At 62.4% G+C, this 23,928-nt stretch carries 21 protein-coding genes; 7 read left to right on the forward strand and 14 right to left on the reverse strand.

The genetic code is table 11. The annotated features are described in order from the left end of the window. Nucleotides 1-13: 13 nt before the first annotated feature. On the reverse strand, nucleotides 14-523 hold the full coding sequence (locus K426_RS13360) for a YbjN domain-containing protein (protein WP_066557902.1): 510 nt from the start codon (nucleotides 521-523) through the stop codon (nucleotides 14-16). A gap of 81 nt (nucleotides 524-604) precedes the next feature. Between K426_RS13360 and K426_RS13365 the strand changes: the two genes are divergently transcribed. Then, on the forward strand, nucleotides 605-1,672 hold the full coding sequence (locus tag K426_RS13365; protein ID WP_066557904.1) for a PA0069 family radical SAM protein: 1,068 nt from the start codon (nucleotides 605-607) through the stop codon (nucleotides 1,670-1,672). Between the two features lie 8 nt (nucleotides 1,673-1,680). Here the strand turns inward: K426_RS13365 and dnaE are convergent, their stop codons facing one another. Continuing rightward, on the reverse strand, nucleotides 1,681-5,217 hold the full coding sequence (gene dnaE, locus K426_RS13370; RefSeq protein WP_066557907.1) for a DNA polymerase III subunit alpha: 3,537 nt from the start codon (nucleotides 5,215-5,217) through the stop codon (nucleotides 1,681-1,683). A gap of 128 nt (nucleotides 5,218-5,345) precedes the next feature. Here dnaE and K426_RS13375 point away from each other — a divergent pair, with 128 nt between their 5' ends. Beyond that, nucleotides 5,346-7,154 (forward strand): diguanylate cyclase, encoded by a 1,809-nt coding sequence (locus K426_RS13375; protein ID WP_066557908.1) that lies wholly within the window; start codon nucleotides 5,346-5,348, stop codon nucleotides 7,152-7,154. On the opposite strand, the gene K426_RS13380 is transcribed toward K426_RS13375, so the two are convergent. Together K426_RS13380 and K426_RS13385 are read right to left on the reverse strand one after the other, a co-directional pair. Further along, nucleotides 7,140-7,829, reverse strand: a complete 690-nt coding sequence (locus K426_RS13380) for an ABC transporter ATP-binding protein (protein ID WP_066557910.1) — start codon at nucleotides 7,827-7,829, stop codon at nucleotides 7,140-7,142. The genes K426_RS13375 and K426_RS13380 overlap by 15 nt on opposite strands. Beyond that, on the reverse strand, nucleotides 7,822-9,072 hold the full coding sequence (locus K426_RS13385) for a lipoprotein-releasing ABC transporter permease subunit (RefSeq protein WP_066561765.1): 1,251 nt from the start codon (nucleotides 9,070-9,072) through the stop codon (nucleotides 7,822-7,824). Before K426_RS13385 ends, K426_RS13380 begins: the two co-directional genes overlap by 8 nt. A gap of 481 nt (nucleotides 9,073-9,553) precedes the next feature. Between K426_RS13385 and K426_RS13390 the strand changes: the two genes are divergently transcribed. Further along, complete coding sequence (locus K426_RS13390; RefSeq protein ID WP_066557912.1) at nucleotides 9,554-10,018, forward strand: Hsp20 family protein; 465 nt, start codon at nucleotides 9,554-9,556, stop codon at nucleotides 10,016-10,018. 55 nt (nucleotides 10,019-10,073) lie between these two features. Here K426_RS13390 and K426_RS13395 read toward each other — a convergent pair whose 3' ends face one another. From K426_RS13395 to ccmC, 8 genes are all read right to left on the reverse strand, one after another. Further along, nucleotides 10,074-12,002 (reverse strand): potassium transporter Kup, encoded by a 1,929-nt coding sequence (locus K426_RS13395; RefSeq protein ID WP_066557914.1) that lies wholly within the window; start codon nucleotides 12,000-12,002, stop codon nucleotides 10,074-10,076. 140 nt (nucleotides 12,003-12,142) lie between these two features. Then, the gene (locus K426_RS13400) at nucleotides 12,143-12,790 is read right to left on the reverse strand and encodes a tetratricopeptide repeat protein (RefSeq protein WP_066557916.1); all 648 of its coding nucleotides are present in this window, start codon (nucleotides 12,788-12,790) and stop codon (nucleotides 12,143-12,145) included. Then, complete coding sequence (locus tag K426_RS13405; protein WP_066557918.1) at nucleotides 12,787-13,197, reverse strand: cytochrome c-type biogenesis protein; 411 nt, start codon at nucleotides 13,195-13,197, stop codon at nucleotides 12,787-12,789. Before K426_RS13405 ends, K426_RS13400 begins: the two co-directional genes overlap by 4 nt. After that, on the reverse strand, nucleotides 13,194-13,721 hold the full coding sequence (locus tag K426_RS13410) for a redoxin family protein (RefSeq protein ID WP_197672712.1): 528 nt from the start codon (nucleotides 13,719-13,721) through the stop codon (nucleotides 13,194-13,196). Before K426_RS13410 ends, K426_RS13405 begins: the two co-directional genes overlap by 4 nt. Beyond that, on the reverse strand, nucleotides 13,718-15,658 hold the full coding sequence (locus K426_RS13415; RefSeq protein ID WP_066557922.1) for a heme lyase CcmF/NrfE family subunit: 1,941 nt from the start codon (nucleotides 15,656-15,658) through the stop codon (nucleotides 13,718-13,720). Before K426_RS13415 ends, K426_RS13410 begins: the two co-directional genes overlap by 4 nt. A 12-nt stretch (nucleotides 15,659-15,670) precedes the next feature. Continuing rightward, on the reverse strand, nucleotides 15,671-16,117 hold the full coding sequence (gene ccmE, locus K426_RS13420) for a cytochrome c maturation protein CcmE (RefSeq protein ID WP_066557923.1): 447 nt from the start codon (nucleotides 16,115-16,117) through the stop codon (nucleotides 15,671-15,673). Then, nucleotides 16,114-16,239: a hypothetical protein gene (locus K426_RS32855; protein WP_254911672.1), complete on the reverse strand. Its 126-nt coding sequence runs from the start codon at nucleotides 16,237-16,239 to the stop codon at nucleotides 16,114-16,116. The genes ccmE and K426_RS32855 overlap by 4 nt, the downstream gene beginning before the upstream one ends. A 3-nt stretch (nucleotides 16,240-16,242) precedes the next feature. Next, nucleotides 16,243-16,965: a heme ABC transporter permease CcmC gene (ccmC, locus tag K426_RS13425; RefSeq protein ID WP_066557925.1), complete on the reverse strand. Its 723-nt coding sequence runs from the start codon at nucleotides 16,963-16,965 to the stop codon at nucleotides 16,243-16,245. A gap of 184 nt (nucleotides 16,966-17,149) precedes the next feature. Here ccmC and purF point away from each other — a divergent pair, with 184 nt between their 5' ends. Together purF and K426_RS13435 are read left to right on the forward strand one after the other, a co-directional pair. Beyond that, nucleotides 17,150-18,628 carry an amidophosphoribosyltransferase gene (gene purF, locus K426_RS13430; protein ID WP_066557927.1) on the forward strand — a complete coding sequence of 493 codons (1,479 nt, stop codon included), beginning with the start codon at nucleotides 17,150-17,152 and terminating at the stop codon, nucleotides 18,626-18,628. A gap of 84 nt (nucleotides 18,629-18,712) precedes the next feature. Continuing rightward, complete coding sequence (locus tag K426_RS13435) at nucleotides 18,713-19,438, forward strand: SDR family NAD(P)-dependent oxidoreductase (RefSeq protein ID WP_066557935.1); 726 nt, start codon at nucleotides 18,713-18,715, stop codon at nucleotides 19,436-19,438. Between the two features lie 185 nt (nucleotides 19,439-19,623). On the opposite strand, the gene K426_RS13440 is transcribed toward K426_RS13435, so the two are convergent. Together K426_RS13440 and K426_RS13445 are read right to left on the reverse strand one after the other, a co-directional pair. Next, nucleotides 19,624-20,889 (reverse strand): SAM-dependent methyltransferase, encoded by a 1,266-nt coding sequence (locus tag K426_RS13440; protein WP_066557944.1) that lies wholly within the window; start codon nucleotides 20,887-20,889, stop codon nucleotides 19,624-19,626. A gap of 35 nt (nucleotides 20,890-20,924) precedes the next feature. After that, entirely contained in the window at nucleotides 20,925-22,301 is a 1,377-nt protein-coding gene (locus K426_RS13445; protein WP_066561767.1) for a cryptochrome/photolyase family protein, read from the reverse strand. A gap of 199 nt (nucleotides 22,302-22,500) precedes the next feature. Here K426_RS13445 and K426_RS13450 point away from each other — a divergent pair, with 199 nt between their 5' ends. Further along, nucleotides 22,501-22,986: an RNA pyrophosphohydrolase gene (locus K426_RS13450; RefSeq protein ID WP_066557946.1), complete on the forward strand. Its 486-nt coding sequence runs from the start codon at nucleotides 22,501-22,503 to the stop codon at nucleotides 22,984-22,986. A 42-nt stretch (nucleotides 22,987-23,028) separates the two neighbouring features. Continuing rightward, a complete protein-coding gene (locus K426_RS13455; protein WP_066557948.1) occupies nucleotides 23,029-23,928 on the forward strand; it encodes a DUF481 domain-containing protein in 900 nt (299 codons plus the stop codon).

The following is a 23,928-nucleotide window of genomic DNA, read 5'->3' on the forward strand; positions in this document are numbered from 1 at the left end:
ACGGCTTGAACGATTATTTCGCGGGAGCCGGGTTGTCCTTGAAGAACTTCCCGGCCTCGCCCAGCATCACCGCCCACCAATCGACCACATCCGCAAAATTCTTCTGATTGAGGCCGCCCACGGTCGTCACGTCATAGGCCAGGGCCAGTGACCCGTCGTCCCAGACCGACATCTGCGCGAACCGCTTGTCCTTGTTCCACTTATTGGCAAGTTGGGGCGTATTGCCGCCGTCATCCTCAAAGCTCACCTGAAATTGCAGGGAGCCGCACTGGCGCGTCTGCTCACACTCATAGAAGTAGATCGTGTAATTATAGCCGCTGGCCGCGCTCTCTATCTTCGGATTTCCGGTCTGGGCGCTCTTGCTCAAGGCGGCCTTATATCCTTCGGCTTGCAAAGCCCGGATCACCGTTTGCGGATCGCTCGCGCAAATCAGATTCGCGCCGCAAGGATCAGCATCTGCCGCTAGGCAAGGCGCTGCCAGCATAGCTATCCACAATCCCGCGATCACGGCAATCTTCCGCATAATACCCCCTCTTTAACCCGAACCATAGGTGCTGCGGCCAGTGCCTCTTGTCAATATGTTCTCATTATGTTCTAATGCGGCATGGCTGCGGAAAAGGGCAGAGGCGCGACACTGAACGGCGAAAGCCGCCGTTTCAACATGCCCGAGCGGATCGCTGATGGCGATTGGCTCGACGCCTTGCTGGAGATTGACGGCGCACCACCCAGACGGCGCACCGAGGTCACCGTAGAGCAGCCTCGCACGATCATCAGCCGCAACAGCTCTCCCGACATCGCGTTCAGCCAGTCGATCAACGCCTATCGAGGCTGCGAACATGGCTGCATTTACTGTTTTGCGCGCCCGACCCATGCCTATCACGATCTGTCGCCAGGCATCGATTTCGAAACCCGCCTGTTCGCCAAGCCCAATGCCGCTGAACTGCTGCGCAAGGAACTTTCCAGCAAATCCCATATGGTCACTCCGATCGCCATGGGGACCAATACCGATCCCTATCAGCCGATCGAACGGGATTGGAGGATTACCAGGCAATGCCTTGAAATATTATGGGAATGCCGTCATCCTGTCTATATCACGACCAAGTCGGACCGGATATTGCGCGACATCGACCTGCTGGCTTCCATGGCCGGGGAAGGGCTGGTGGCGGTGATGATTTCGGTCACTTCGCTCGACCCGGCAACGGCCCGGACGCTGGAACCGCGCGCGCCACATCCGCTGCGCCGGGTGGAAGCGATCCGTAAATTGTCGCAGGCCGGCATACAGGTGGTAGCCAGCATATCGCCAGTGGTCCCCGGCATCACCGACCATGAGATTGAGGCTCTCGTCGCCTGCGTCGCATCCGCCGGGGCACAGAATGCAAGCTATATCCCCATCCGGTTGCCGCATGAAGTCGCCCCTTTGTTCCGCGCCTGGCTGGACGAACATTATCCCGATCGGGCGGCAAAAGTGATGGCCATCATCAAGGATATGCGGGACGGTCGCGACAATGACCCGAATTTCGGCACTCGCATGCGCGGTCAGGGCGTCTGGGCGGACCTGATCCGCGCCCGTTTCCAAAAGGCGCGCAAACGCGCAGGCTTTACCGGAGAACGCGTGACCCTCCGCACGGATCTGTTCCGCAAGCCGGAAGGGAGCCAGATGCGGCTATTGTGACGGGAATGTCACCCCGCCACCAACCGCAGCCCGGACCGCCGGTTGCGCGCGCGATAACCGTCGGCCTTCGCTTCCATCCGTTCAAAATAGCCGATGTGCAGACCTGCTATCGTCGCGATGCTGTCCACCTGATCCGCGCCGATCAGATAATCGTCGCCCAGGAACAACCGCGCTGCCTTGCCGCCACCCACCGGCGCCCGAAGGAACACTTCGCTCCGCCCTCCCCTTGCGCGCGTCAATAGTTGCGCCAGAGCATCGATCGCCACTGCATCGCTGACATCGACGACCAACTCCATGCGGGAATTATTGGCCAGTTGACGGAAAGGCTCGACGCCGCGGATCGTCACACGCGGCGTTTCCTCGCCCGGCAGCCGATCCAGCTCCACCATCAGCAAAGCGCAATCGCCTTCGCGGGCCATGTCCTCGATGGCTTTGCAGGCATCCTCATCGAAGCAACTCGCCTGAAACTGGCCGCTGCTGTCGGAGAAAGTGGCGGCGGCGTAGCGGGCGCCACGCTTGGTTTCGCGCCATCGCACATCTTCGACCATGGCTGCCATCACGCCATTGGCCCGGCCGCCCTCAGCAACAGGTTCAGTGCAAATCGCGCCATAGCTTTTCGCGCCCCGCGCTTCGGCCAGATGTCGGTAGCGATCGACCGGATGCGCGGAAAAATAGAAGCCGAATGCGTCCTTCTCCTGCGCCATGCGGTCCACCGTCGACCAGGTCTGATGCGGCGGAATGCGAACATCGGCATGCGGCGTTTCAACATCCCCGAACAAGCCGCCCTGCCCACTTTCTCGCGCCTCCGCAGCGCTGGATGCCACGCTGAGGATCGTTTCGACCGCTGCATGAACCCCGGCCCGGTCGGCATGCACGCCGTCAAAGGCACCTGCCGCCGCCAGACTTTCCAACTGCCGCCGATTGAGCAGGCGCGGTTCGATCCGGTCGGCAAAATCGTCCAGCGACTTGAACGGGCCGCCCGCATCGCGCTCCGCGACCAGTTGCTCCATCGCTTTCTCGCCAACGCCTTTCAGGCCGCCAAGTGCGTAGCGCACGGCAAAGCTGAGGCGCCGATCGTCGCCTTCCCGCTCGATCGTCTCGACCGAAAAATCCGCCAGGCTGCGATTGATGTCAGGCGCCAGACAAGCCAGGCCCATGCGGCGCATGTCGTCCACGAACACCGTCAGCTTGTCGGTCAGGTGAATATCGAACGCCATGGACGCGGCGTAGAATTCCGCCGGATAATGCGCCTTCAACCACGCCGTCTGATAGGCGAGCAGGGCATAGGCCGCCGCGTGCGATTTGTTGAAGCCATAGCCGGCGAACTTGTCGATCAAGTCGAACAGTTCGTTCGCCTTGCCCGCCGCGATGTCGCTCTTCGCACAGCCATCGACGAAGCGGGCGCGCTGGGCGTCCATCTCCGCCTTGATCTTCTTGCCCATGGCGCGGCGCAAAAGGTCGGCGTCTCCCAGCGAATAGCCCGCCAATATCTGCGCGGCCTGCATCACCTGTTCCTGATAGACGAAGATGCCGTAAGTCTCTTCGAGGATAGGTTTCAGGAGAATATGAGGATATTCAATCTCTTCCTGACCGTTCTTGCGACGTCCGAACATCGGAATATTGTCCATCGGGCCGGGGCGATAAAGCGACACCAGCGCGATGATGTCGCCAAAATTGGTCGGACGCACGGCGGCCAGCGTCTTGCGCATGCCTTCGGATTCCAACTGGAACACGCCCACAGTGTCACCGCGCTGCAACAGTTCATAGACCGCCGGATCGTCCCAGCCGAGCGAATTGAGGTCGATCTCCACACTCCGCCCGGCGAGCAGTTGCACCGCCTTCTGCAACACCGACAACGTCTTGAGGCCGAGGAAGTCGAACTTCACCAGCCCCGCGCCTTCGACATATTTCATGTCGAACTGCGTCACCGGCATGTCGGACCGGGGATCGCGATAGAGCGGCACCAGTTGCGACAGCGGCCGGTCCCCGATCACCACGCCCGCCGCGTGGGTGGAACTGTGGCGCGGAAAGCCTTCCAGCTTCATCGCATAATCGATCAGGCGCTTGACCTGCGCATCATTGTCATATTCCGCCCTGAATTCTGCCACGCCGTTCAGGGACCGTTCCAGCGTCCAGGGATCGGTCGGATGGTTGGGCACCAGCTTGGCAAGGCGATCGACCTGCCCATAGCTCATCTGCAGAACGCGGCCGGTGTCCTTCAGCACGGCGCGGGCCTTCAACTTACCGAAGGTGATGATCTGCGCGACATGATCCGCGCCATATTTCTGCTGGACGTAGCGGATCACTTCGCCGCGCCGGGTTTCGCAGAAGTCGATGTCGAAGTCCGGCATCGACACGCGTTCCGGGTTCAGGAAGCGTTCGAACAGCAGCCCCAGTTGCAACGGATCGAGATCGGTGATCGTCAGCGCCCAGGCGACGACCGATCCAGCGCCCGAACCACGGCCCGGCCCCACCGGAATGTCATGATCCTTCGCCCATTTGATGAAGTCGGCAACGATCAGGAAATAGCCGGGAAAGCCCATCTGGATGATGATGTCGGTTTCGAATTGCAGCCTGTCGAAATAGGGCTTGCGCGCTTCCTCGCCGGTGATGCCCGCCTTGGCCAGCCGCGCTTCCAGCCCGTCTCTCGCCTGCTCGCGCAGCATCTTCGCCTCGCCCTCGATATCGCCGGCAAGGCTTGGGAGGATAGGCTTACGCTTGGGCGCGGCCACGGCGCAGCGCTGCGCCACCACCAGCGTGTTGGCCAGCGCTTCGGGCAGATCCTCGAACAACCGCTTCATTTCCGCCGCCGGTTTCATCCAGGCGTCGGGCGAGCTGGTTCGCCGGTCAGGCGTCTCGACATAGGCGCTGTCGGCAATGCAGAGCATCACGTCATGCGCCTCATGAAAATGCGGCTCGGCAAAGCAGGTTGGGTTGGTCGCCACCAAGGGCAGGTCGCGGGCATAGGCAAGTTCGAGCAGTTCCGGCTCCGCCTTGCCCTCGACCGGGTCCAGACGGCGGCATATCTCAATATAGAGCCTGCCGGGGAACAGAGCCTCAAGCCGCTTCGCATAGGCGAGCGCCGCGGCGGGCTGATCCTCCGCGAACAGACGCCCCAGCGCACCCTCGCCCCCCGCCGTCAGCGCGATCAGGCCATCGGTGCGGCCTTCCAGACTATCCATGCTGATATGCGGCACTTCCTCGACCGGGCGGTCGAGATGCGCCATCGAAACCAGTGCGCAAAGATTGTCGTAGCCCGTTGAATCCTGCGCATAGAGGGCGAGCCAGTCGTGCACGGGCGCCGCATTGGCCGGGCGGTCGGGCCGGGCTATGCCGACCATCGCGCCGATGACCGGCTGCACCCCCTCCCCCTTGCAGGCGTCGGAAAAGGCCATGGAACCGTAGAGGCCGTTCCGATCCGTGATGGCGGCAGCGGGAAAGCCCAGCGCCTTGGCCTGTTTCGCGATCTTCTTGGGGTCGATCGCCCCTTCCAGCATGGTGAAGGAAGAAAAAACGCGAAGGGGGACAAAACCGGCATGAGGCATGCGCCCATCTAGGCACTCCCACCGATTCGGCACCAGCCCCCAGGCCAAGAAAGTCGTGGGTAAAATTGCACCGCGAACGACCGCCGATTAACGTCTCTCCAAGACTTTGGGCTTAGCTTGAAAGGATTATGCGCTTATCCACCATCACCAACTACGCCTATGGCGCCACCGTGGCCCTGACACTGGCATCGGGCGCCGTCATGCTCATGGCGTCCAGCACGGAAGAGAAAGAACGGGCCGCCGTCGAACAGCGGGCCGCCTTCGATCAGATGACCGCCACGCTGGAGGAAGACACCTACCGCCAGACCGAACAGGCGCGGGCCTATGCGATCACAGGCGATCCTTCGCATGTCATCGCCTATCGCCGGGAAAAGGCGACGCTCCGCTCTGTCGAACAGAGAATTCTCCATCTGCGCGATCGGGGAGCCAGCGTCAGCGAACTCGCGGCCCTGCAACAAGGGCTGCACTGGGCCGATGGACTGACCGATGAGCAGGAAGCGGCCATCAACGCCGCCGAAAAAGGCGATCAGGAAACCGCGCGCAAGATCCTGTTCGGTGACGAATATGGCCGGGAACTTGATCGCATCGCCGCTCAGATCGGCAAGTTCCAATATATATTGGATCAACGAACGGAAAACACCGTCCGGCAGGCGACCGAATCGGCACGGCAATGGCGCTTCATGTCGGAAATCATGCTGGGCGCGACCGCCCTGCTGTTCCTGTGCGTCCTCTATTTCATCCTGAAGCAGCGCATCCTGCGCCCGGTGGTGCGGTTGAGCGATGTCGTGACGCGGCTGGCCGCGCAGGATTTCGCTGCCGTGCCGCCCGACTTCCCCCAGGTGGACGAAATTGGCGACATGGCCCAGGCCGTCCGCATTTTCCGGGAAAACGGGCTGGAAAGGCAAAGGCTGGAACAGGAACGGGATACGGACCGGATCACGCGCGACCAGCTTTCGCGCATGACGCAGCGCCTGCAAGGATGCGACAGCATAGGCGATCTTGTCGAGGTCGTCCGGCGTTTCGCGCCTGAAATCGCGCCCGGTTTTGCCGGGCGGCTTTATATCCACGACACCCGCCGCAATGCGATGGTGCAGGCGTGCGACTGGCTGTCGCCCCGGCAGTCGGGCGAGGAATTCGCGCCGACGGCTTGTTGGGCGCTGCGGCGCGGGCAAATCCATAAACCGACCGGCGAACTGGTCGACATTCCCTGCGAGCATCTGGCCGGAAACGTCCTGTCTCCCACCATCTGCATACCGCTGACGGCACAGGGGGAGAGCATCGGCCTACTCTATGTCGAGCAGCCTGATGACGGGACCGCCGATCAGATCAGCCGCACCGAACGATATCTGGAGATGCTGGCCGAGAATATCAGCCTGGCGCTTGCCAATCTGCGGTTGCGCGACGTGCTGCGGCAGATGGCGATGGCCGATCCGCTGACCGGCCTTGCCAACAGGCGCCGCTTCGACACGGTATACAAGGAGCAGGTGATTCGTGCCGAAAGCGCGATGACGCCGCTGGCCTGCCTGATGGTGGACATCGACCATTTCAAGCGGTTCAACGACACGCACGGCCATGATGCTGGCGACGCGGTGCTGCGCGCCGTGGGCGGGGTACTGAACGAAGCGCTGCGCGAAAAGGATTGCGCTTTCCGCCTGGGCGGCGAGGAGTTCGTGCTGCTCATGCCGGGCTTCGCACAGGATCAGGCGATCGACCGGGCCATTCAGGTGCAACAGAAATTGCAGGATCTGCGCGTCGACCATCGGGGCGAGGAATTGGGGCCGATCACCGCATCCTTCGGCCTTGCCGTCTTTCCTGACCATGGCCGGGCGGAAAGGCTGGTCCGGACAGCCGATGCCGCGCTGCTTCGGGCGAAAAATCAAGGGCGCAACCAGATCGTCATCGCGACGGTCCGGGATGCGGCGTCACATCCGGCCTGAACCTTCCTCCAGCAGGCCTTCGTGAAGGCGGACCACCCGGTCCATCTTCTGGGCCAGCCGTTCATTATGCGTCGCCACCAGCGCGGCGGAGCCTTCCTCCCGCACCAGCCGCAGGAACTCCGCCAGCACGACATCGGCGGTCCGCTCGTCCAGATTGCCGGTCGGCTCGTCCGCCAGAACGAGAGCGGGCCGGTTGGCGAGCGCCCGCGCCACAGCCACGCGCTGCTGTTCGCCGCCGGACAACTGGCTCGGCCGGTGTTCAAGGCGATGCCCCAACCCCAATGATCCCAGCAGCGATTCAGCGCGGGCGCGGGCCGTCGCCATGTCGGCGTCACGTATCACCTGCGGCAATATGACATTCTCCGCCGCATTGAAGTCGGGCAGCAGATGATGAAACTGGTAGACGAAACCGAGCGCGTCACGGCGCAACCGCGTCCGCCCGTCATTGTCGAGCTTCGCCGCTTCTTCGCCACCTATGCGGATCGATCCGTCGAAGCCGCCCTCCAGCAGCCCGACCGCCTGTAGCAATGTCGATTTCCCCGATCCCGAAGGACCGAGCAACGCCACGATCTCCCCCTGCGCTACCGCCAGATCGATGCCGCGCAGAACCTCTATGGTGATGCCGCCCTGAGTGAAGCTGCGTTTGAGGCCGCCGACCTTCAATATCTCATTCATAGCGCAGCACCTGCACGGGATCGGTATTGGCGGCCTTGAACGCGGGATAGAGCGTCGCCAGGAAGCTGAAGATCAGCGCCATCAGGCAGATGATCGCGATCTCCACCGGATCGGGCTTGGCCGGCAATTCGGTAAGGAAGCGGATCGAGGGATCCCACAGATTCTGCCCGGTCAGGAACTGGATCGCGTTCACCACGCTCTGACGGAAGAACAGGAAGGTGAAGCCCAGCGCCATGCCCGCCGCCATACCGAGCGACCCGATCGTCACACCCACGGTCATGAATATCTTCACCAGGCCTACGCGGCTCGCCCCCATGGTGCGCAAAATCGCGATATCGCGGGTCTTTGCGCGCACCAGCATGATCAGCGACGAGAGGATGTTGAACACCGCCACCAGCACGATGATCGACAGCACCACGAACATCGCGACCCGTTCCACCGCCAGTGCTTCGAACAGGGACGCGTTCATCTGACGCCAGTCCGTCACGACGGCGCGCCCTGCGACCTTGCCGGCCAGCGGCTCCAATATCGCGGCGACCCGGTCGGCGTTCACGGTCTCGACCTCGATCATGCCGACCACGTCGCCCAGCAGCAACAAGGTCTGTGCGTCTTCCATGGGCATGACCACGAACGCCTTGTCATAATCATAGATGCCGACTTCGAAGATGGCGGCAACCTGATAGGAAACCTGTCGCGGAACAGTGCCGAAGGGCGTCGACCGGCCCGCCGGATTGATGATGGTGATGCTGTCGCCCAACTGGATGCCCAGATTTTCCGCCAGGCGCGAGCCGAGCGCCACCTTGCCGCCATTAGGTGTCAGCGCGTTCAGGCTGCCTGCGACGACCTTTGCCTTTAGCGTCGCATTGTTGCGAATGTCGTTCACGATCATGCCGCGTACCAGCACCGCTTCCACCCGGCCCTGGAAGCTGCCGAGCAAGGGCTGCTCGATCAGCGGCGTGGCGCTGGTCACGCCGGGCGTCGCCTTCGCCTCCTTCAGCACCGCCTTCCAGTCCGGCAGGCGCCCGCCATAGCCTTGAACGACGGCATGGCCGTTGAGGCCCACGATCTTGTCGAACAGTTCGGCGCGGAAGCCGTTCATCACGCTCATCACGATGATGAGCGCCGCCACCCCCAGCATCACCGCCACCAGGCTGATGCCGGCGACCAGGAAGATAAATCCCTCCCCCTTGCCGGGCAGCAGGTAACGCTTGGCAATCATGCGTTCGTATCGGGATAGAATCATGATGGCGCGGACGGCCTCTCGATTGGGATAGGGCAGCCCGTCTAGCACGCTCTCGACCGACGGCAAGCATTGCCGATTGTTGCATGGGAGCCACAGCCGTCTGGGGAAAATTACAATGCCCGGAAATAGCCCGTGACAGCGGCCCGCTCTGCCCATAGCAAAGGCCTCGAAGCACAGGTAAATGGCCGTGGTTCAGGGATACTGCATCCCGCTTCGAGCTTAGGGGGCTAAGAAGCGGTTGAGGCAGGCCAAGGGGGAGACGAGCAATCGTCCATTAGTACCCGGGTCGTGGAAACATGGCCCGGGTACTTTTTATTTGGGCCATCGCCCGCGCCATATTCGCATTTCAATAGCTCTTGAAACGCACTTCCGTCGAACCATATCGAATGCGTCCAACCGCCATACGGGGTTGGACATGGTTCCGCCGGATGCCTTGTCCTGGGTCCGGCATGTTCATTTTGCTCTTTGGGAGATTATGACAATGCGTGGTTTTGACCTGACCCCCTATCGCCGCTCGACCGTGGGTTTCGACCGTCTGTTCGACCTGATTGAAAACAATGCACGGTTGAGCCAAGGCGACAATTATCCCCCGTTCAACATCGAACGGCTTTCCGAAGATCGCTATCGCGTCACGCTCGCCGTGGCGGGATTCCGCGCCGATGAGATCGACATCACTGCCCAGCAGAACCTGCTTCAGGTGACTGGACGGAAGGATGAAGCGCAGGGAGGCGCCCGCTCCCATTTCCTGCATGTCGGCATCGCCAATCGCAGCTTCGAACGCCGTTTCGAACTCGCTGATTTCGTGCGGGTGGAAAAGGCCGATTTGGCCGACGGTCTGCTGACGATCGAACTGGTGCGCGAAGTTCCCGAGGCGATGAAGCCGAAGAAGATCGCGATCAACGGTGGCCAGCTTGTGGAGATCAACGGCGACCGCGACGCTGCCTGATCCGCTTCACTTAAAAACGGGGCGCGGCGATCCTGCCGCGCCCCGTTTTTCTAGATCAGATCTCAACCTGACTGCCCAGTTCGACCACGCGATTGGTCGGCAACCGGAAGAATTCCATCGCGCTTTCCGCGTTACGCAGCATCCAGGCGAAAATCTTCTCACGCCAGAGCGGCATACCCGGCTTGGCGGACGGCAGCAGAGTCTGCCGCGCGAGGAAGAAGCTGGTGTCCATCATCCTGAACGCCTGGCCGCAACCTGTCACATTTTTGAGCGCGGCGGGAACATCAGGCTCCTGCATGAAGCCATATTGCAGGACCAGGCGGAAGAAACCGCGGCCCAGATCTTCCAGTCTGCAACGCCCGTCATCCTCGACAACGGGCACATCCTTGATCTTGACGGTCAACAGGATGACGCGCTCATGCAAGACTTTGTTATGCTTGAGATTGTGCAGCAGCGCATGCGGAACGCCGTCGGGCGTCGAGGTCATGAAAACCGCCGTGCCAGGCACGCGGACGGCGCTGTTCGCGGCGGACGCGACGAAGACAGGGATCGGCATGGCCGCTTCGCGCAGCCGGTCCTGCACCAGCCGGCGTCCCCGCGACCAGGTGGTGAGCAGCGTGAAGATCACGAAGCCGATCAGCAGCGGGAACCAGCCGCCGGCGGGCACCTTCGTGAGATTCGCGGCCAGATAGGCGCCATCCACCAGGAACAGCACCGACAGCAAGGGCGCGGAATAATACCAGCGCCACTTCCACAGGCGGTAAAGCAACACGGTGAGCAGCACATTGTCGATGAACATCGCACCCGTGACGGCGATGCCATAGGCTGCGGTCAGGTTAGATGACGTCTGGAACACCAGCACCAGCAGGATCACCATGATCATGAGTCCCCAGTTGATCAGGGGAATGTAAATCTGCCCTGCGGTCGACGCGCTGGTATGGGCGATCCGCAAGCGCGGCATGAAGCCGAGCTGGATCGCCTGCTGCGTGACGGAGAAGGCGCCGGAGATCACCGCCTGGCTGGCGATGATCGCCGCCAGCGTCGCAAGGCCGACTAGCGGCAATTGGGCCCATTGCGGCGCCAGATAATAAAAGGGGCTGTGCAGGGCCGAAGCGCCCTCGCGAAACAGCAGCGCGCCCTGCCCCATATAGTTCATCATCAGCGCGGGCAGGACGAAGGTCAGCCACGACACCCGGATCGGGCTGCGTCCGAAATGGCCCATATCGGCGTAGAGCGCTTCGGCACCCGTCACCGCCAGCACGATCGCGCCCAAAGCGAGAAAGGCGGGGAGCGGATCGGTCACGAAGAACATGACGGCCCAATAAGGGTTGAACGCGTAGAGAATGCCGGGCGTCTTGGCGATGCTGATAATGCCAAGAACCGCGATCGTCAGGAAATAGAACAGCATGATCGGGCCGAACAGCGAAGCGACGCGATTCGTCCCCAATCCCTGTATCCAGAACAGGCCCAGCAGAATGATGATCGCCGCCGGCAGGATCAGCGGGGCGAGGTTGCTATTATAGACCGCCAGCCCCTCGACCGCCGACAGCACCGAAACGGCGGGCGTGATCATCGAGTCGCCATAGAAAAGCGATGTCGCGAACACGCCCAGCAATACGATCCCCCGCGACCATCGCTGCGTCTTGGTCTGGCCGTTGATCAGCGCCAGCAGGGCAAGGCTGCCCCCCTCCCCCTTATTGTCGGCGCGCATGATGACGGTGACATATTTGAGGGTCACGACCAGCATCATCGACCAGAACATCAGGCTGATGACGCCCAATATATGGTCCGGATCGAGGTCCAGATGATGATGCCCGGCAAAGGTTTCCCGGAATGCGTAAAGCGGGCTGGTGCCGATATCGCCGAACACGATCCCGATCGCGCCGACGACCAGCTTCAGCGTCGCCTTCTGTCCCGCATGGCCGTGATCATGGGCGCTTTCGTCATCGGCGCGCACGGCGCCGCCAGTGATCCCGTCAGCCATGGAGAAAATGCCGAATTGTCATGATCTTTGGACACCCGAACGGGGAAGCGACCGTCTTGCCATTTCATAGCCCCCGCAAACCGCCGCGCCCTATCATGGCTCCAGAGTGGTGGCAATGATGCCGCTGCGGCTTTGATCGCTTATCGGCTGTCAGGCCCAAGCCCAGACCCAAGCATGGCGTCGATACGCGCGATGTTGCTTTCGAGTTCCTTCTTGACCTCGCTGCCCTCGGGCGCGCTAACGGCAAGCGGCGCCCAGAGCGCACGAGCCTCCTTGAGTTGCCCCGCACGGGCAAGCGCCAGACCGTAGAAATAGCGCGGCGCCGGACCTTCGGGATCGATCGCCATGGCGCGGCGGTACGCGAAATCGGCCGATGGGGACAGCACCCCGCCTGCATGCGCCACCAACGCATTGCCGAATCCCAGCCACAGATTGGGATCGTCGGGCGTTTCGCGAAGACCGGACAGCAGCACATTAGCCGCTTCCTTCGTCTTCCCCTGACGCCCGAGGCCATCCGACAACATCAGCCACTGGCCCGCCTTGCCATAGCGCTCGGCAAGGCCCCGGCGCTGTTCGGCAAGCTTCTCGTCAAAGGCCGCGCCGCCTTTGTCCGCCGCTTGTCGGGGCGAGCCCGCCAATCCCGGTTTCCCCTGCCAGGCGTAGCCAGCAAGGCCCAGCAGCAGGGCAGCGGCCGTGATCTCCCAGGCCGGGCGCGGAATCCGGCCGATCGCTACAAGCGCCACGCTCACCATGATCACCAATGCGGCGGCGATGATCCAACCGGTCATGACCGCCTCCACCGCTTGATCCGCCCGCGCAGCAGCAGCAGTCCCAGCCCCAGCAGAACCAGCGGCGCGGCCCAAAGCGGCCAGAGGATCGGTTCGGCTGTCGGCTCATAGCTCACCCAGTCGCCATAGCGCTCGATCAGCCAGGCGCGGATATGTTCGGGCTGCTCGCCCGCCATGATACGTTCACGGATCTGCGAGCGCAGGTCACCGGCCATGCTGGCATTGCTGTCGGCTATCGACTGGCTCTGACAGGTGAGGCAGCGGATCGTTTCCATGAGCGTCCGCGCCTTTTTCTCCAGCGCCGGGTCTTCGATCTGGCGGTCGGCATAGGGCGCGGGGGGCAGAGCGGACTGTGCGAAGACAGGGACGCTCAGCATCAGCGCCAGCAAGGCTACCACCATCTTCATTGCGCGCTCCTCAACCGGTCGAGGATCATCGGCACGTCATCCTCGCGAATGTCGCCCACATGCTGATAGGCGATGCGGCCCTTTCCGTCGATGATGAAGCTTTCGGGAACGCCGGACGAACCCAGCGCGATCTGCACCTCGCTCCGCGCATCCAGGCCGATGTGGGCATAGGGATTGCCGTAGCGCTTGAGGAAGGCGTCGACATCGGGTCGCGCATCGCGGATGGCTATGGCGTCGATTTCCACGCCTGCCTGCTTGAGCGCCAGCAATTGCGGCGCTTCAGCCGCGCAGGGAACACACCAGCTCGCGAAGATATTGAGCAGGCGCGGCTTGCCGCTTGCGAGCTCTGTGCTTGCGAGCGGAGGCCGATCGCTCGCGGCGGCGGGCAGGACGAAGGCGGGCAGCGATTTGCCCACCAGTTTCGAGCTGATAATCCGGTCGTCGGGACGCAGCAGCCCGCTCGCGAACAACCCGAAAAAGCCGAGGAACAGCGCCAGCGGCAGCCAGATGAGCAGCTTCCTCATGCGACGGCCTCCATGGCCTTCCGCATGCGCCATTTGAGCAGCCAGCCGCGCCGCTCCCGCCCGACCATCGCCAGCGCGCCGCCCAGCGCGATCAGGAAGCCGCCAAACCAGATCAGCGTCACGAACGGCTTCCACCAGATGCGGAGCTGCCAGCGGCCCTCATCTGCCTCTTGTCCCAGCACGACGTAGAGCTGGCCGTTCCAGCGCGTCAGCAGCGCGGCTTCGGTCGTGGTCGTCGGCGGAGAGGCGAAGAAGCGTGACTGGGGATGCAGCAGGACAGGTTCGCCTCCATCGCGGCTCGCTTCCATATCGGCCTGGAGCGCGGTCCAATTGTCGCCCGCGATCGGTAATATCTGCTTGAAACGGAGCGTCCAGCCCGCCGTCTCCACCGTGTCGCCGGGGCGTGCCGCCACCAGCTTTTCCACCGTAAAGGCCGAATCGCAGGCCATGCCAGCCAGGCTGACCGCGCAGCCCAAATGAGCGATCACCATGCCCCAGGTGAAGAGCGGCGTCCGGCGCAGATTGCGCTTCCAGAGCGGCGCGACACTTCCCACGGCGACCGCCAGAGCGATCACCAGACCAAGGAAGGGCAATATGCCGATCCGCCCCCAGGCCAATACCGCCAATGCGAGAAAGACCAATATTCCCACCGCCAGCGGGACCATCATGCGCCGGGTCACTTCCCGCATCCGGTCACGCCGCCAGCGGGTCAGGGGGCCGAGGATCATGACGAGCATCAACGTTAGCGCGACCGGGCCTGCGATGCGGTCGAAATAGGGCGCGCCGACCGACACCTTATGGCCAAAGGCTTCGGTCAGCAGCGGATAGAGCGTGCCGATCAGCACCAGCCCCAATATCACCGAGAGCAGCAGATTGTTGACGACCAGCATGGTTTCCCGGCTGACCAACTCGAACGGCGCGCCCTCACGAACCGCGCCGACGCGCCAGCCGAACAGCGCCAGCGCGCCGCCGATGTAGATGCCGAGCAGCGCCAGAATGAAAGTGCCGCGCTCCGGATCGACGGCAAAGGCATGGACGCTGGTCAAAATGCCCGACCGGACCAGGAAAGTGCCGACCATCGACATGGAAAAAGCAATCACCGCCAGCATCACCGTCCATGCGCGCAAGGCGTCTCGCGTCGCCAGCACGGTCACGCTATGCAGCAACGCAGTCGCCGCCAGCCAAGGCATGAGCGAAGCATTTTCCACCGGGTCCCAGAACCACCAACCGCCCCAGCCCAGCTCATAATAGGCCCAATAGCTGCCCGCCGTGATGCCGAGCGTCAGCAATATCCACGCGCCCAGAACCCAGGGCCGCATGGCGCGCGCGAAGGCGGCGTCCACCTGCCGGGTCAGCAGCGCGCCCACGGCGAAGGAAAAGGCAACGGACAGGCCAACATAGCCGAGGTAAAGCGTCGGCGGATGGAAGGCGAGGCCCGGATCCTGCAACAGCGGATTGAGCCCCTGCCCGTCCGCTGCCGGCGGATCGATGCGAGCAAAGGGATTGGAGGCGAAAAGCAGGAAAGCGTAGAAACCGAGGCTGATCGCCGCCTGCCCGCCCAGCGTCGCCATGTGCGTTTCGCGCCGCAACGCCCGCTCGAACAGGGCGACGGCGGCGCCCGCCACGCCCATCACCGTTACCCAGAGCAGCATCGACCCTTCATGATTGCCCCAGGTTCCGGCGAATTTGTAGAGCCAGGGCTTCATCGAATGGCTGTTGGTGACGACGAGCAGGACCGACATGTCGGATCGCAGGAACAGCGTGATCAGCAGGGCAAAGGCCATCGCCGTCAGCACCCCCTGCGCCACCGCCACGGGCCGCACCGCGCCCAGCAGTTCGCTCTTGCCTCCGGCAAGGCCGATCGCCGCCAATGCCAACTGAAGCAGGGCCAGCGACGCGGCAAGCCATAATGCGGCAAGGCCAGCCTCAGCGATCATGCCTGCTCCGCTTCACTGATCCGCCTTCATCTTGTGGGTCTTCTCATCATAGCTCATGCCTTCCAGCTCACGCGGCATGTAGCGCTCATCATGTTTGGCCAGCAAATTGGTGGCCTGGAAGGTGCCGCCTGCATCGAACGCCCCCTCCGCCACCACGCCCGAACCTTCGCGAAAGAGATCAGGGGCAATGCCCCTGAAACTGGCAGGTACGGTCGCCTTGCCGTCGGTGACGACGAAATGGATGGTGACGCCGTCGCTCGCCCGCTTGAAGCTGCCCTTAACCACCATGCCGCCCAGCCGGATCGCCTTGCCCGGCTCGACGCCCTTGGTCTTCACGTCATTGGGGGCGTAGAAATAAGCCGCCTCGTCCTTGAGCGCGGACGCCGCCAGCAGGCCCGCGCCGATCAGCGCGGCCAATGCCACCACGGCCAGGATCAGTCTTTGATGCTTCGCCTTCATGCGCGGTCCGCCGTTGCCTTGCTTTCAGCGCCGCGCATCGCGCGCCAACTGAGCAGGCTGATGAGGCCGGTACCCAACAAGGTCAGCGCATAGGCGCCGATGACGAAAGCCCACTGATTCATCCATTATCCCCGAGCAAGCCGCTGCATCCGCGCTTCGATCTTGTTCTGCGCCAATATGGCGCGCATGCGCATCAGCACGATCGCGGCGAAAAGCAAGGTAAATCCAAGCAGGGTGAAACCCAGCGGCCAGAGCAGCGCCGTATCGATGCTCGACCCGCGCAGGGTGATGCTGGGGCCTTGATGCAGGCTGTTCCACCACACCACAGAGCGGTTGATGATCGGGATGTTGATCGCTCCGACCAGTCCGAAAATGGCGGTGACCGGACTGACCCCGCCGCTGCCCTGGCGCGCGCTGGCATTGGCGAGCGCGATATAGCCGAGATAGAGGAACAACAGCACCAGCATGGAGGTCATGCGCCCGTCCCATTCCCACCAGGTGCCCCAGGTCGGACGCCCCCAGATCGATCCGGTGATGAGGCAGATCGCGGTGAAAAAGGCTCCCGGCACGGCAATGGCCCGCCCCGCCACGGCGGCAAGCGGATGGCGCCAGACCAGTTGCATCAGCGCGGCGATGGCGATGCCGGTCCATCCCCCCATGCCCAGCCAGGCGGCGGGAACATGGATATAGAGGATCCGCACCGTATCGCCCTGAAGATAATCCGCCGGTGTCAGGAACAGGCCGCAGCCAGCCCCGGTCAGCAGCAAAATCAGCCCCGGCCAGAACAGCCAGACCGTCAGCGGCCGGGCAATTTTGAGGAAGCGTGCAGGATTGGCGAAACGATGCATGAGAAGAGGCTATTAGCTTTCCAAATGCCTCAAGGCCAGTAGACCTTTTTCCCAATTTAAGTCGCCGGAAAATCGCGATTGGCCCCGGCCATGTCCCCTTTTTTGTGACAGACAGGCGACAAACCGTCCCTGACGCACTATATGCGCGCAAAAGCCGCCCTGATGAGTGCGGACAGGATTGGCAATGGACCATCAAAAACCCATGTTTACGACGAACCCGTTCGACGACGACAAACTGCGTGAGGAATGCGGCATTTTCGGCGTTTTCAACGCTGAAACCGCATCCGCCATGGTCGCTCTTGGCCTTCATGCGCTCCAGCATCGCGGCCAGGAAGCCGCGGGCATCACCAGTTGGGACGGCCATGATTTCCACACCCATAGGGCGATGGGGCATGTGGCTGGCAATTTCGATCGCGACGAAGTGATTCGGGCTCTTCCCGGCGGCGCGGCCTGCGGCCATGTCCGCTATTCGACCACTGGCGAAACGTCGCTGCGCAATGTCCAGCCGCTTTACGCAGAGCTAAGCTCGGGCGGTTTCGCCGTCGCGCATAACGGCAATATTTCCAATGCCATGAAGCTGCGCCGGGAGCTGATCCGCCGCGGATCGATCTTCCAGTCGACCTCCGATACGGAGGTCATCATCCATCTGGTCGCCACCTCGACCTACCGGACGCTGCTCGACAAATTCATCGATGCGCTGAAGCAGGTCGAGGGCGCCTATTCGCTGATCGTCATGACGCCCGAGGGCATGGTCGCCTGCCGCGATCCGTTGGGCATTCGCCCCCTCGTGATGGGCAAGCTGGGCGATTCGATCATCTTCGCTTCCGAAACCGTCGCCTTCGACGTGGTGGGCGCGGAGCATGTCCGCTCGATCGATCCGGGCGAACTGGTCATCGTCACCCATGACGGCGAAGTGCGCAGCCACCGCCCCTTTGGCGAGACGCACGCGCGCCCCTGCATTTTCGAGCATGTCTATTTCAGCCGTCCCGATTCGGTCGTCGACGGCTCCAGCGTCTATTCCGTCCGCAAGGCGATCGGCGCGCAGCTTGCCATCGAAAATCCGGTCGAGGCGGACTATGTCATCCCGGTACCCGACAGCGGCGTTCCGGCGGCGATCGGCTATGCTCAGCAGTCGGGCATTCCCTTCGAACTGGGCATCATCCGCTCGCACTATATCGGCCGCACCTTCATCCAGCCGGGCGACAAGGTCCGCCATCTGGGCGTGAAGCTGAAGCATAATGCCAACCGCGCTTTGATCGAGGGCAAGCGTATCGTCCTGATCGACGATTCGATCGTGCGCGGCACCACCTCGCTCAAGATCGTGCAGATGATGCGCGAAGCGGGCGCCAAGGAGGTGCATATGCGCATAGCCAGCCCGCCGACCAAACATAGCTGCTTCTATGGCGTCGACACGCCGGAGCGGACCAAGCTGCTGGCGCATCGGCTGGACATTGGCGGGATGCAGGATTTCATCCACGCCGACAGCCTGTCCTTCATCTCGATCGATGGCCTGTACAAGGCGCTGGGTGAAGCCAAGCGCGCGGACATCCGGCCGCAATATTGCGATGCCTGCTTCACCGGCGATTATCCCACGACCCTGACCGACCAGGACGAGGTCGTGGTGCAGAACCAGCTCGAATTGCTGGCCGAACGGGTGGTCTGAACCCCTTTTATTTCGCTACATGGACGGGCCTGACGCTTTGCAGCTTCCGGCCCGTCTCTTCCTGACCCTGATGAGGGATATTCCATGTCGACTCAGCCTCTTTCCGGCCAGCCCCTTTCCGGTAAGCTTGCTCTCGTCACCGGAGCGAGCCGCGGTATCGGCGCCGCCACGGCAGAAGCGCTGGCCGCCGCTGGCGCGCATGTCATCCTTACCGCCCGGACCAACGGCGGGCTGGAAGAGGTAGAGGATCGCATCCATCAGGCCGGCGGCAGCGCGACCATAGCGCCACTGGACCTGATCGACGGCGAAAGTGTCGGGCGATTGGCGCAAGCCATTTCAGGCCGCTGGCAGGCGCTCGACATATTGGTTCTCAATGCGGCGACGCTGGGCAGCCTCGCTTCGGTTCCAGCCATCGACGCGAAGGAATTCGCTCGTTTGCTGACGCTGAACATAGCCGCGCCCCAAGCCTTGATCGCCGCCTTTGACGGCATGCTCCGGGCGAGTGGCGATGCGCGGGTTGTGGCCATCACCTCCTCGGTCGGCGCAAAGCCGCGGGCTTATTGGGGCGCTTATGGGGCTTCGAAAGCGGCGCTGGAAACGCTGGTCGGCGCCTATGGCGAGGAAGTGAAGAATATTTCCGCCATTCGTACCCATATCGTCGATCCAGGCGCCACGCGTACGGCGATGCGCGCGCGCGCTTTTCCCGGCGAAGATCCGACGGCGCTCAAGGATCCGGCTATTGTGGGACGCGCTATTGTCGATCTGGCGATTGCGGATACGCCCGACGGATACCGGACGCGTATCGATTAGGCGTTCGGGATTCGGTCGTGGCTGGAATTGGCCAATTGCTGACGAGAGATATCCGTTCGGGCGGAGCGAGGCTCCCATGCTTCGCCTTCGCTCAGCAAGATCCTTCGACAAGCTCAGGGCGAACGGAAACTGAAAGTCCGCTTCCCACCCATTACAGCCATAGGCTAAGCTGAATTCCCGACATTCTAAGCCGGTTTCACCAACGTAACCTGCGCGACATCGATCGTACCGCCGCGAAAGCCGCCTTCGCAATACATCAGATAATAGCGCCAGAGATCGACGAAATGCTGGTCGAAGCTGGCAGGCAGCAACCCCTTGTCGATCGCCCGGTCGAAGCGTTCGCGCCACCGCCGAAGCGTTTCGGCATAGTGCGGCCCAAAGCGGTGGACATCGCTCCATTCCAGGCTCCGGGCTTCCGCCAGGGCGCGAAAGCGGCTTTCTGAAATCAGCATGCCGCCCGGAAATACATAGCTCTGGATGAAGTCCGCCCCGCGGGCATAGCTTTCGAATATCGCGTCATCGATCAATATATATTGAATCGCCGCCCTCCCTCCCGGCTTGAGCAGCCTGGCGATCGCCTCAAGATAGGCGGGCCAATAGCGTTCCCCTACCGCCTCCACCATTTCCACGCTCGCGATCGCGTCATATTGCCCCTGGGCGTCGCGATAATCCCGAAGAATGATGTTCGCCCCAGACCCCAGCCGATCACGAGCATAGTACGCCTGCTCGACCGACAGCGTGAGCCCGTCATAATGGATCGGGCAGCGCGCCATCGCCTGCTCGGCAAGGCCGCCCCAACCGCAGCCGATCTCCAGCAACGAGTCGCCTTCGCGCAGGTCGAGCCGGTCGAGAATGGCGTCGACCTTCCTTTGTTGCGCCCGTTCGAGACTTTCAATCCGGTCATCGGGATCGCGAAACAGGCCGCTGGAATAATGCATGGTCCGGTCGAGCCACAATCCGTAAAAATCATTCCCCAGATCATAATGATAGGCGATGTTGCGGCGTGAACCCTTGCGGCTGTTGCGGCGCGCCCAATGCACCACCCGGCCGATCCAGCGGGCTGGCCCGCGTGGACGGGCGACATTGCCCAGGCTGACGGCATTGGCCATGAACAGGGCGAAAAGCGGAACCGGGTCGGGACTGGTCCACTCCCCGCGCGCCCAGGCTCTATACCAGCCTGCCGATCCGCTAGCGATCAGGCGAAGCAGCGCCCGCCACCGCAGCAGATGAACCTCGCATTCCGGCCCCGGTTCTCGACAGCCGAGCAAGCGCTGGCTGCCGTCGGGCAGAATGGCGTGCAAGGAGCCCCTCTCCAGCCCCAGATCGATGCGGTCGAGCAGCTTGTGAAATTGCCGGGCCGCAAGCTGGCCCAGCCACGCGTGGCTGCGGCGATCCAGCGGGCGCCTGACCGGCACTGCCGCCCTGCCGCGACGAGGTTCGATGGCGTTCATTTTTCCATTCTGCCCGATGGTTTACGGCATCGCAATCATGGCTTGCAGTGACGCCAGGCGGCCAGTGCGCTCTCCCGTCCTTCCCTGTGGCCGATGCACTTGGCCGGATAATCGGGCGGGCGCACGCCATGAATGTCGGGGTCGTGAATGCGATCATCGTCCAGATGCGCCAGCTCCGGCACCCATGTCCTGATATAGCCGGCGGCGTCGAATTTTTCCGACTGTGTCAGGGGCGCCATGATACGCGAAAAGATATTGGCATCGACGCCGCTGCCCGCAACCCATTGCCAGTTGACGCTGTTATTGGCGTAGCTTGCATCGACCAGCGTATCCCAGAACCAGCGCGCGCCGTGCCGCCAGTCGATCAGCAGATGCTTGATCAGGAAACTTGCCGCGATCATGCGGACGCGATTGTGCATCCAGCCGGTCGTCCAGAGCTGGCGCATCCCCGCATCGACGATCGGATAGCCGGTGCGCCCGGTTTTCCACGCCTCAAAATCGCTTCCGGCCTCTCCAAGATCGCGCCAGGGCATGGCGTCGAACGCCTCCCGCGCATTTTCGGAACCATAAGTGGGCATCGCCCAGATCTGGGTGTGAGCATAGTCGCGCCAGATCAATTCCTTGAGGAAGGTGGTCGCATCGCCGGGCGCTCCGGCGACCCGGTGCCAGACATAGGCGGGCGACACTTCCCCGAAATGGAGATGGGGCGAAAGGCGCGAGCTTCCCTCCTGCGACGGCAGGTTCCGCGCTCTGTCATAATCCGCCGCCTTGTCCAGAAATGCCGCGACATTGGCCCGTGCCCCCGCCTCGCCAGGCGTCCAATCGCGGGAAAAGGCTGCGGCCCAATCCGGCTTCGTCGGCAAAAGCCGCCAATCGTCGAGCGAATCGCTTTTCGGCCATTGCGGAGGCGCATCTATATGCGAGGGCGCATGGGCTGGCGCAGCGGGGGGCATCTGTTCCATCACGGCGCGCGCGAAGGGCGTGTAGATTCGATAGCTGTTTCCTCCGCCCGTCCGCACCGCACCCGGCGGCAACAACAACCCGCCATCGTGCAGGCAAAGGTCCAGCCTTTTGGCGAGCGCCTTTTCCGCATTGCGCCACCATGGCTCATAATGGTGCAGCGCATGAACGCGCCGGGCTCCAGTCTCCTCGGCAATTTGGGTGAGCTGATCGATGCAGTCGCCTTGCCTCAGAATCAGGCGGGAACCCCTGTCCCGCAGATTTTCATCCAGACTGGTGACGCTGTGATGCAGCCACCAGCGCGATGCACCGCCGATTTTCCACTGACGGGGCGCCTGATCGTCCAGCACATAGACGGGAATCACCGGCCCCTCCTGCACGGCGGCGGCCAGCGCGGCCTGATCGGCAAGGCGCAGATCCTGGCGAAACCAGACGAGAACGGGGTTCGGCATGGAAGCGGCCATGCCATGGGCGGGGCGCGGTTCCAAGCCTTTGTCCCCATTTGATGCGAAGCGCTGCACAAATCGCCGCGTCGGACATTTTCGGCCATGGACGTGCGGCGTGGCGCCGCTTATTCTCGCACTGCACAAAGCGGCAAGCCGGGCGCAAAGCCGGGGCGGCATGCTGGAGACAACGACCAGGGACTAAACGATGGCGTCGATGCCGAATGATTCAGAACTCGCCTACCGGCCTTGCGTCGGTATCATGCTCGTCAACATGGATGGCCAGGTCTTCGTGGGCCAGCGGATCGATAATGCGGTCGAAGCCTGGCAGATGCCGCAGGGCGGCATCGATGACGGCGAAGACATGAAGGCAGCCGCTCTCCGCGAACTGAATGAGGAGACCGGCATCATCCGCGAGCATGTCGAAATCATCGCCAAGGCCCGGGAAGAGCATTTCTATGACTTGCCGCCCGAGCTGATCGGCAAGCTGTGGGGCGGTAAATATCGCGGCCAGCGGCAATATTGGTACCTCGCCCGCTTTCTGGGCACTGACGAGGACATCGATATCCAGACGGCGCACCCGGAATTTCGCGAGTGGAAATGGGCCGAGCCAGAAAGCCTGCCCGACCTGATCGTGCCGTTCAAACGCAAGCTATACCGCGATATTCTACAGGAATTCAGGGACTTGATCTGAAAGAGGGTTAAAATCAGCGATCATGCCGGTATGAGGAGGCGCATGCTTCATTGCCTGGCCCTTCTTCCCCTACTCCTGTCGACGCCTGCCTGGGCCAACTATCCCGTGCTTCTGCCCCCATCGGTGCGGGAGATGCTGGAGGCGGCGATCGCCAACGGCAATGAGACCGAGATCGCCACGGTCGCCAAGATCGCCAAGCAGACCAATCCCGGTTCCGCCGACGAGATCCAGCGCATGGTCAACAGTTGGAAGGAACGGACCAAGGCCACGCAGGAAACCGTGATTCGGGAAGCCCGCTTTACCGAATTGTGGACGGGAAAGGTCGAAGCCGGCGGATTCCGCTCCACCGGCTCCACCAGCGAACTCGGCATCAGCGCCAGCGCCGCGATCAAGCGGACAGGCATCCAATGGTCGCACAAGCTGGCCGCCAGCATCGATTATCGGCGCGCCAATGGCGTGACGTCACGCGAACGCTACACGGCGAGCTACGAACCGCGTTATGAATTCGACCCCCGGGGCTTCGCCTACGGGCTGACGCAATTCGAGCGGGACACATCGATCGGCTATGACGAGCGTTACACCGCCTCGGCCGGCATCGGTTACAAGCTGATCGTCAGCAAACCGATCGACCTTTCGCTGGATGCCGGCCCCTCGATCCGTCACGCCAAATATATCATCGGTGAGCGCGAGACCAAATTGGGAGCCCGCGCCTCCATGGACTTCGCCTGGCGGCTGGCGCCGACGCTGATTTTCAAGCAGACCGCGTCGGGCTATGCGGAAAGCGACGTCTATACGCTCAATTCGCTGACATCGCTCGTGACGAAGGTTGGGACGCGCTGGTCGGCCGCCTTTTCCTATAATGTGCAATATGAATCGGAAACGCTGCTGTCGGCCCGGGATTCCGATACGTTGAGCCGCCTGACCCTCACCTACGACTTTTAG

Origin of the sequence: Sphingobium sp. TKS (assembly GCF_001563265.1) — a bacterium.
Taxonomy (GTDB): domain Bacteria; phylum Pseudomonadota; class Alphaproteobacteria; order Sphingomonadales; family Sphingomonadaceae; genus Sphingobium.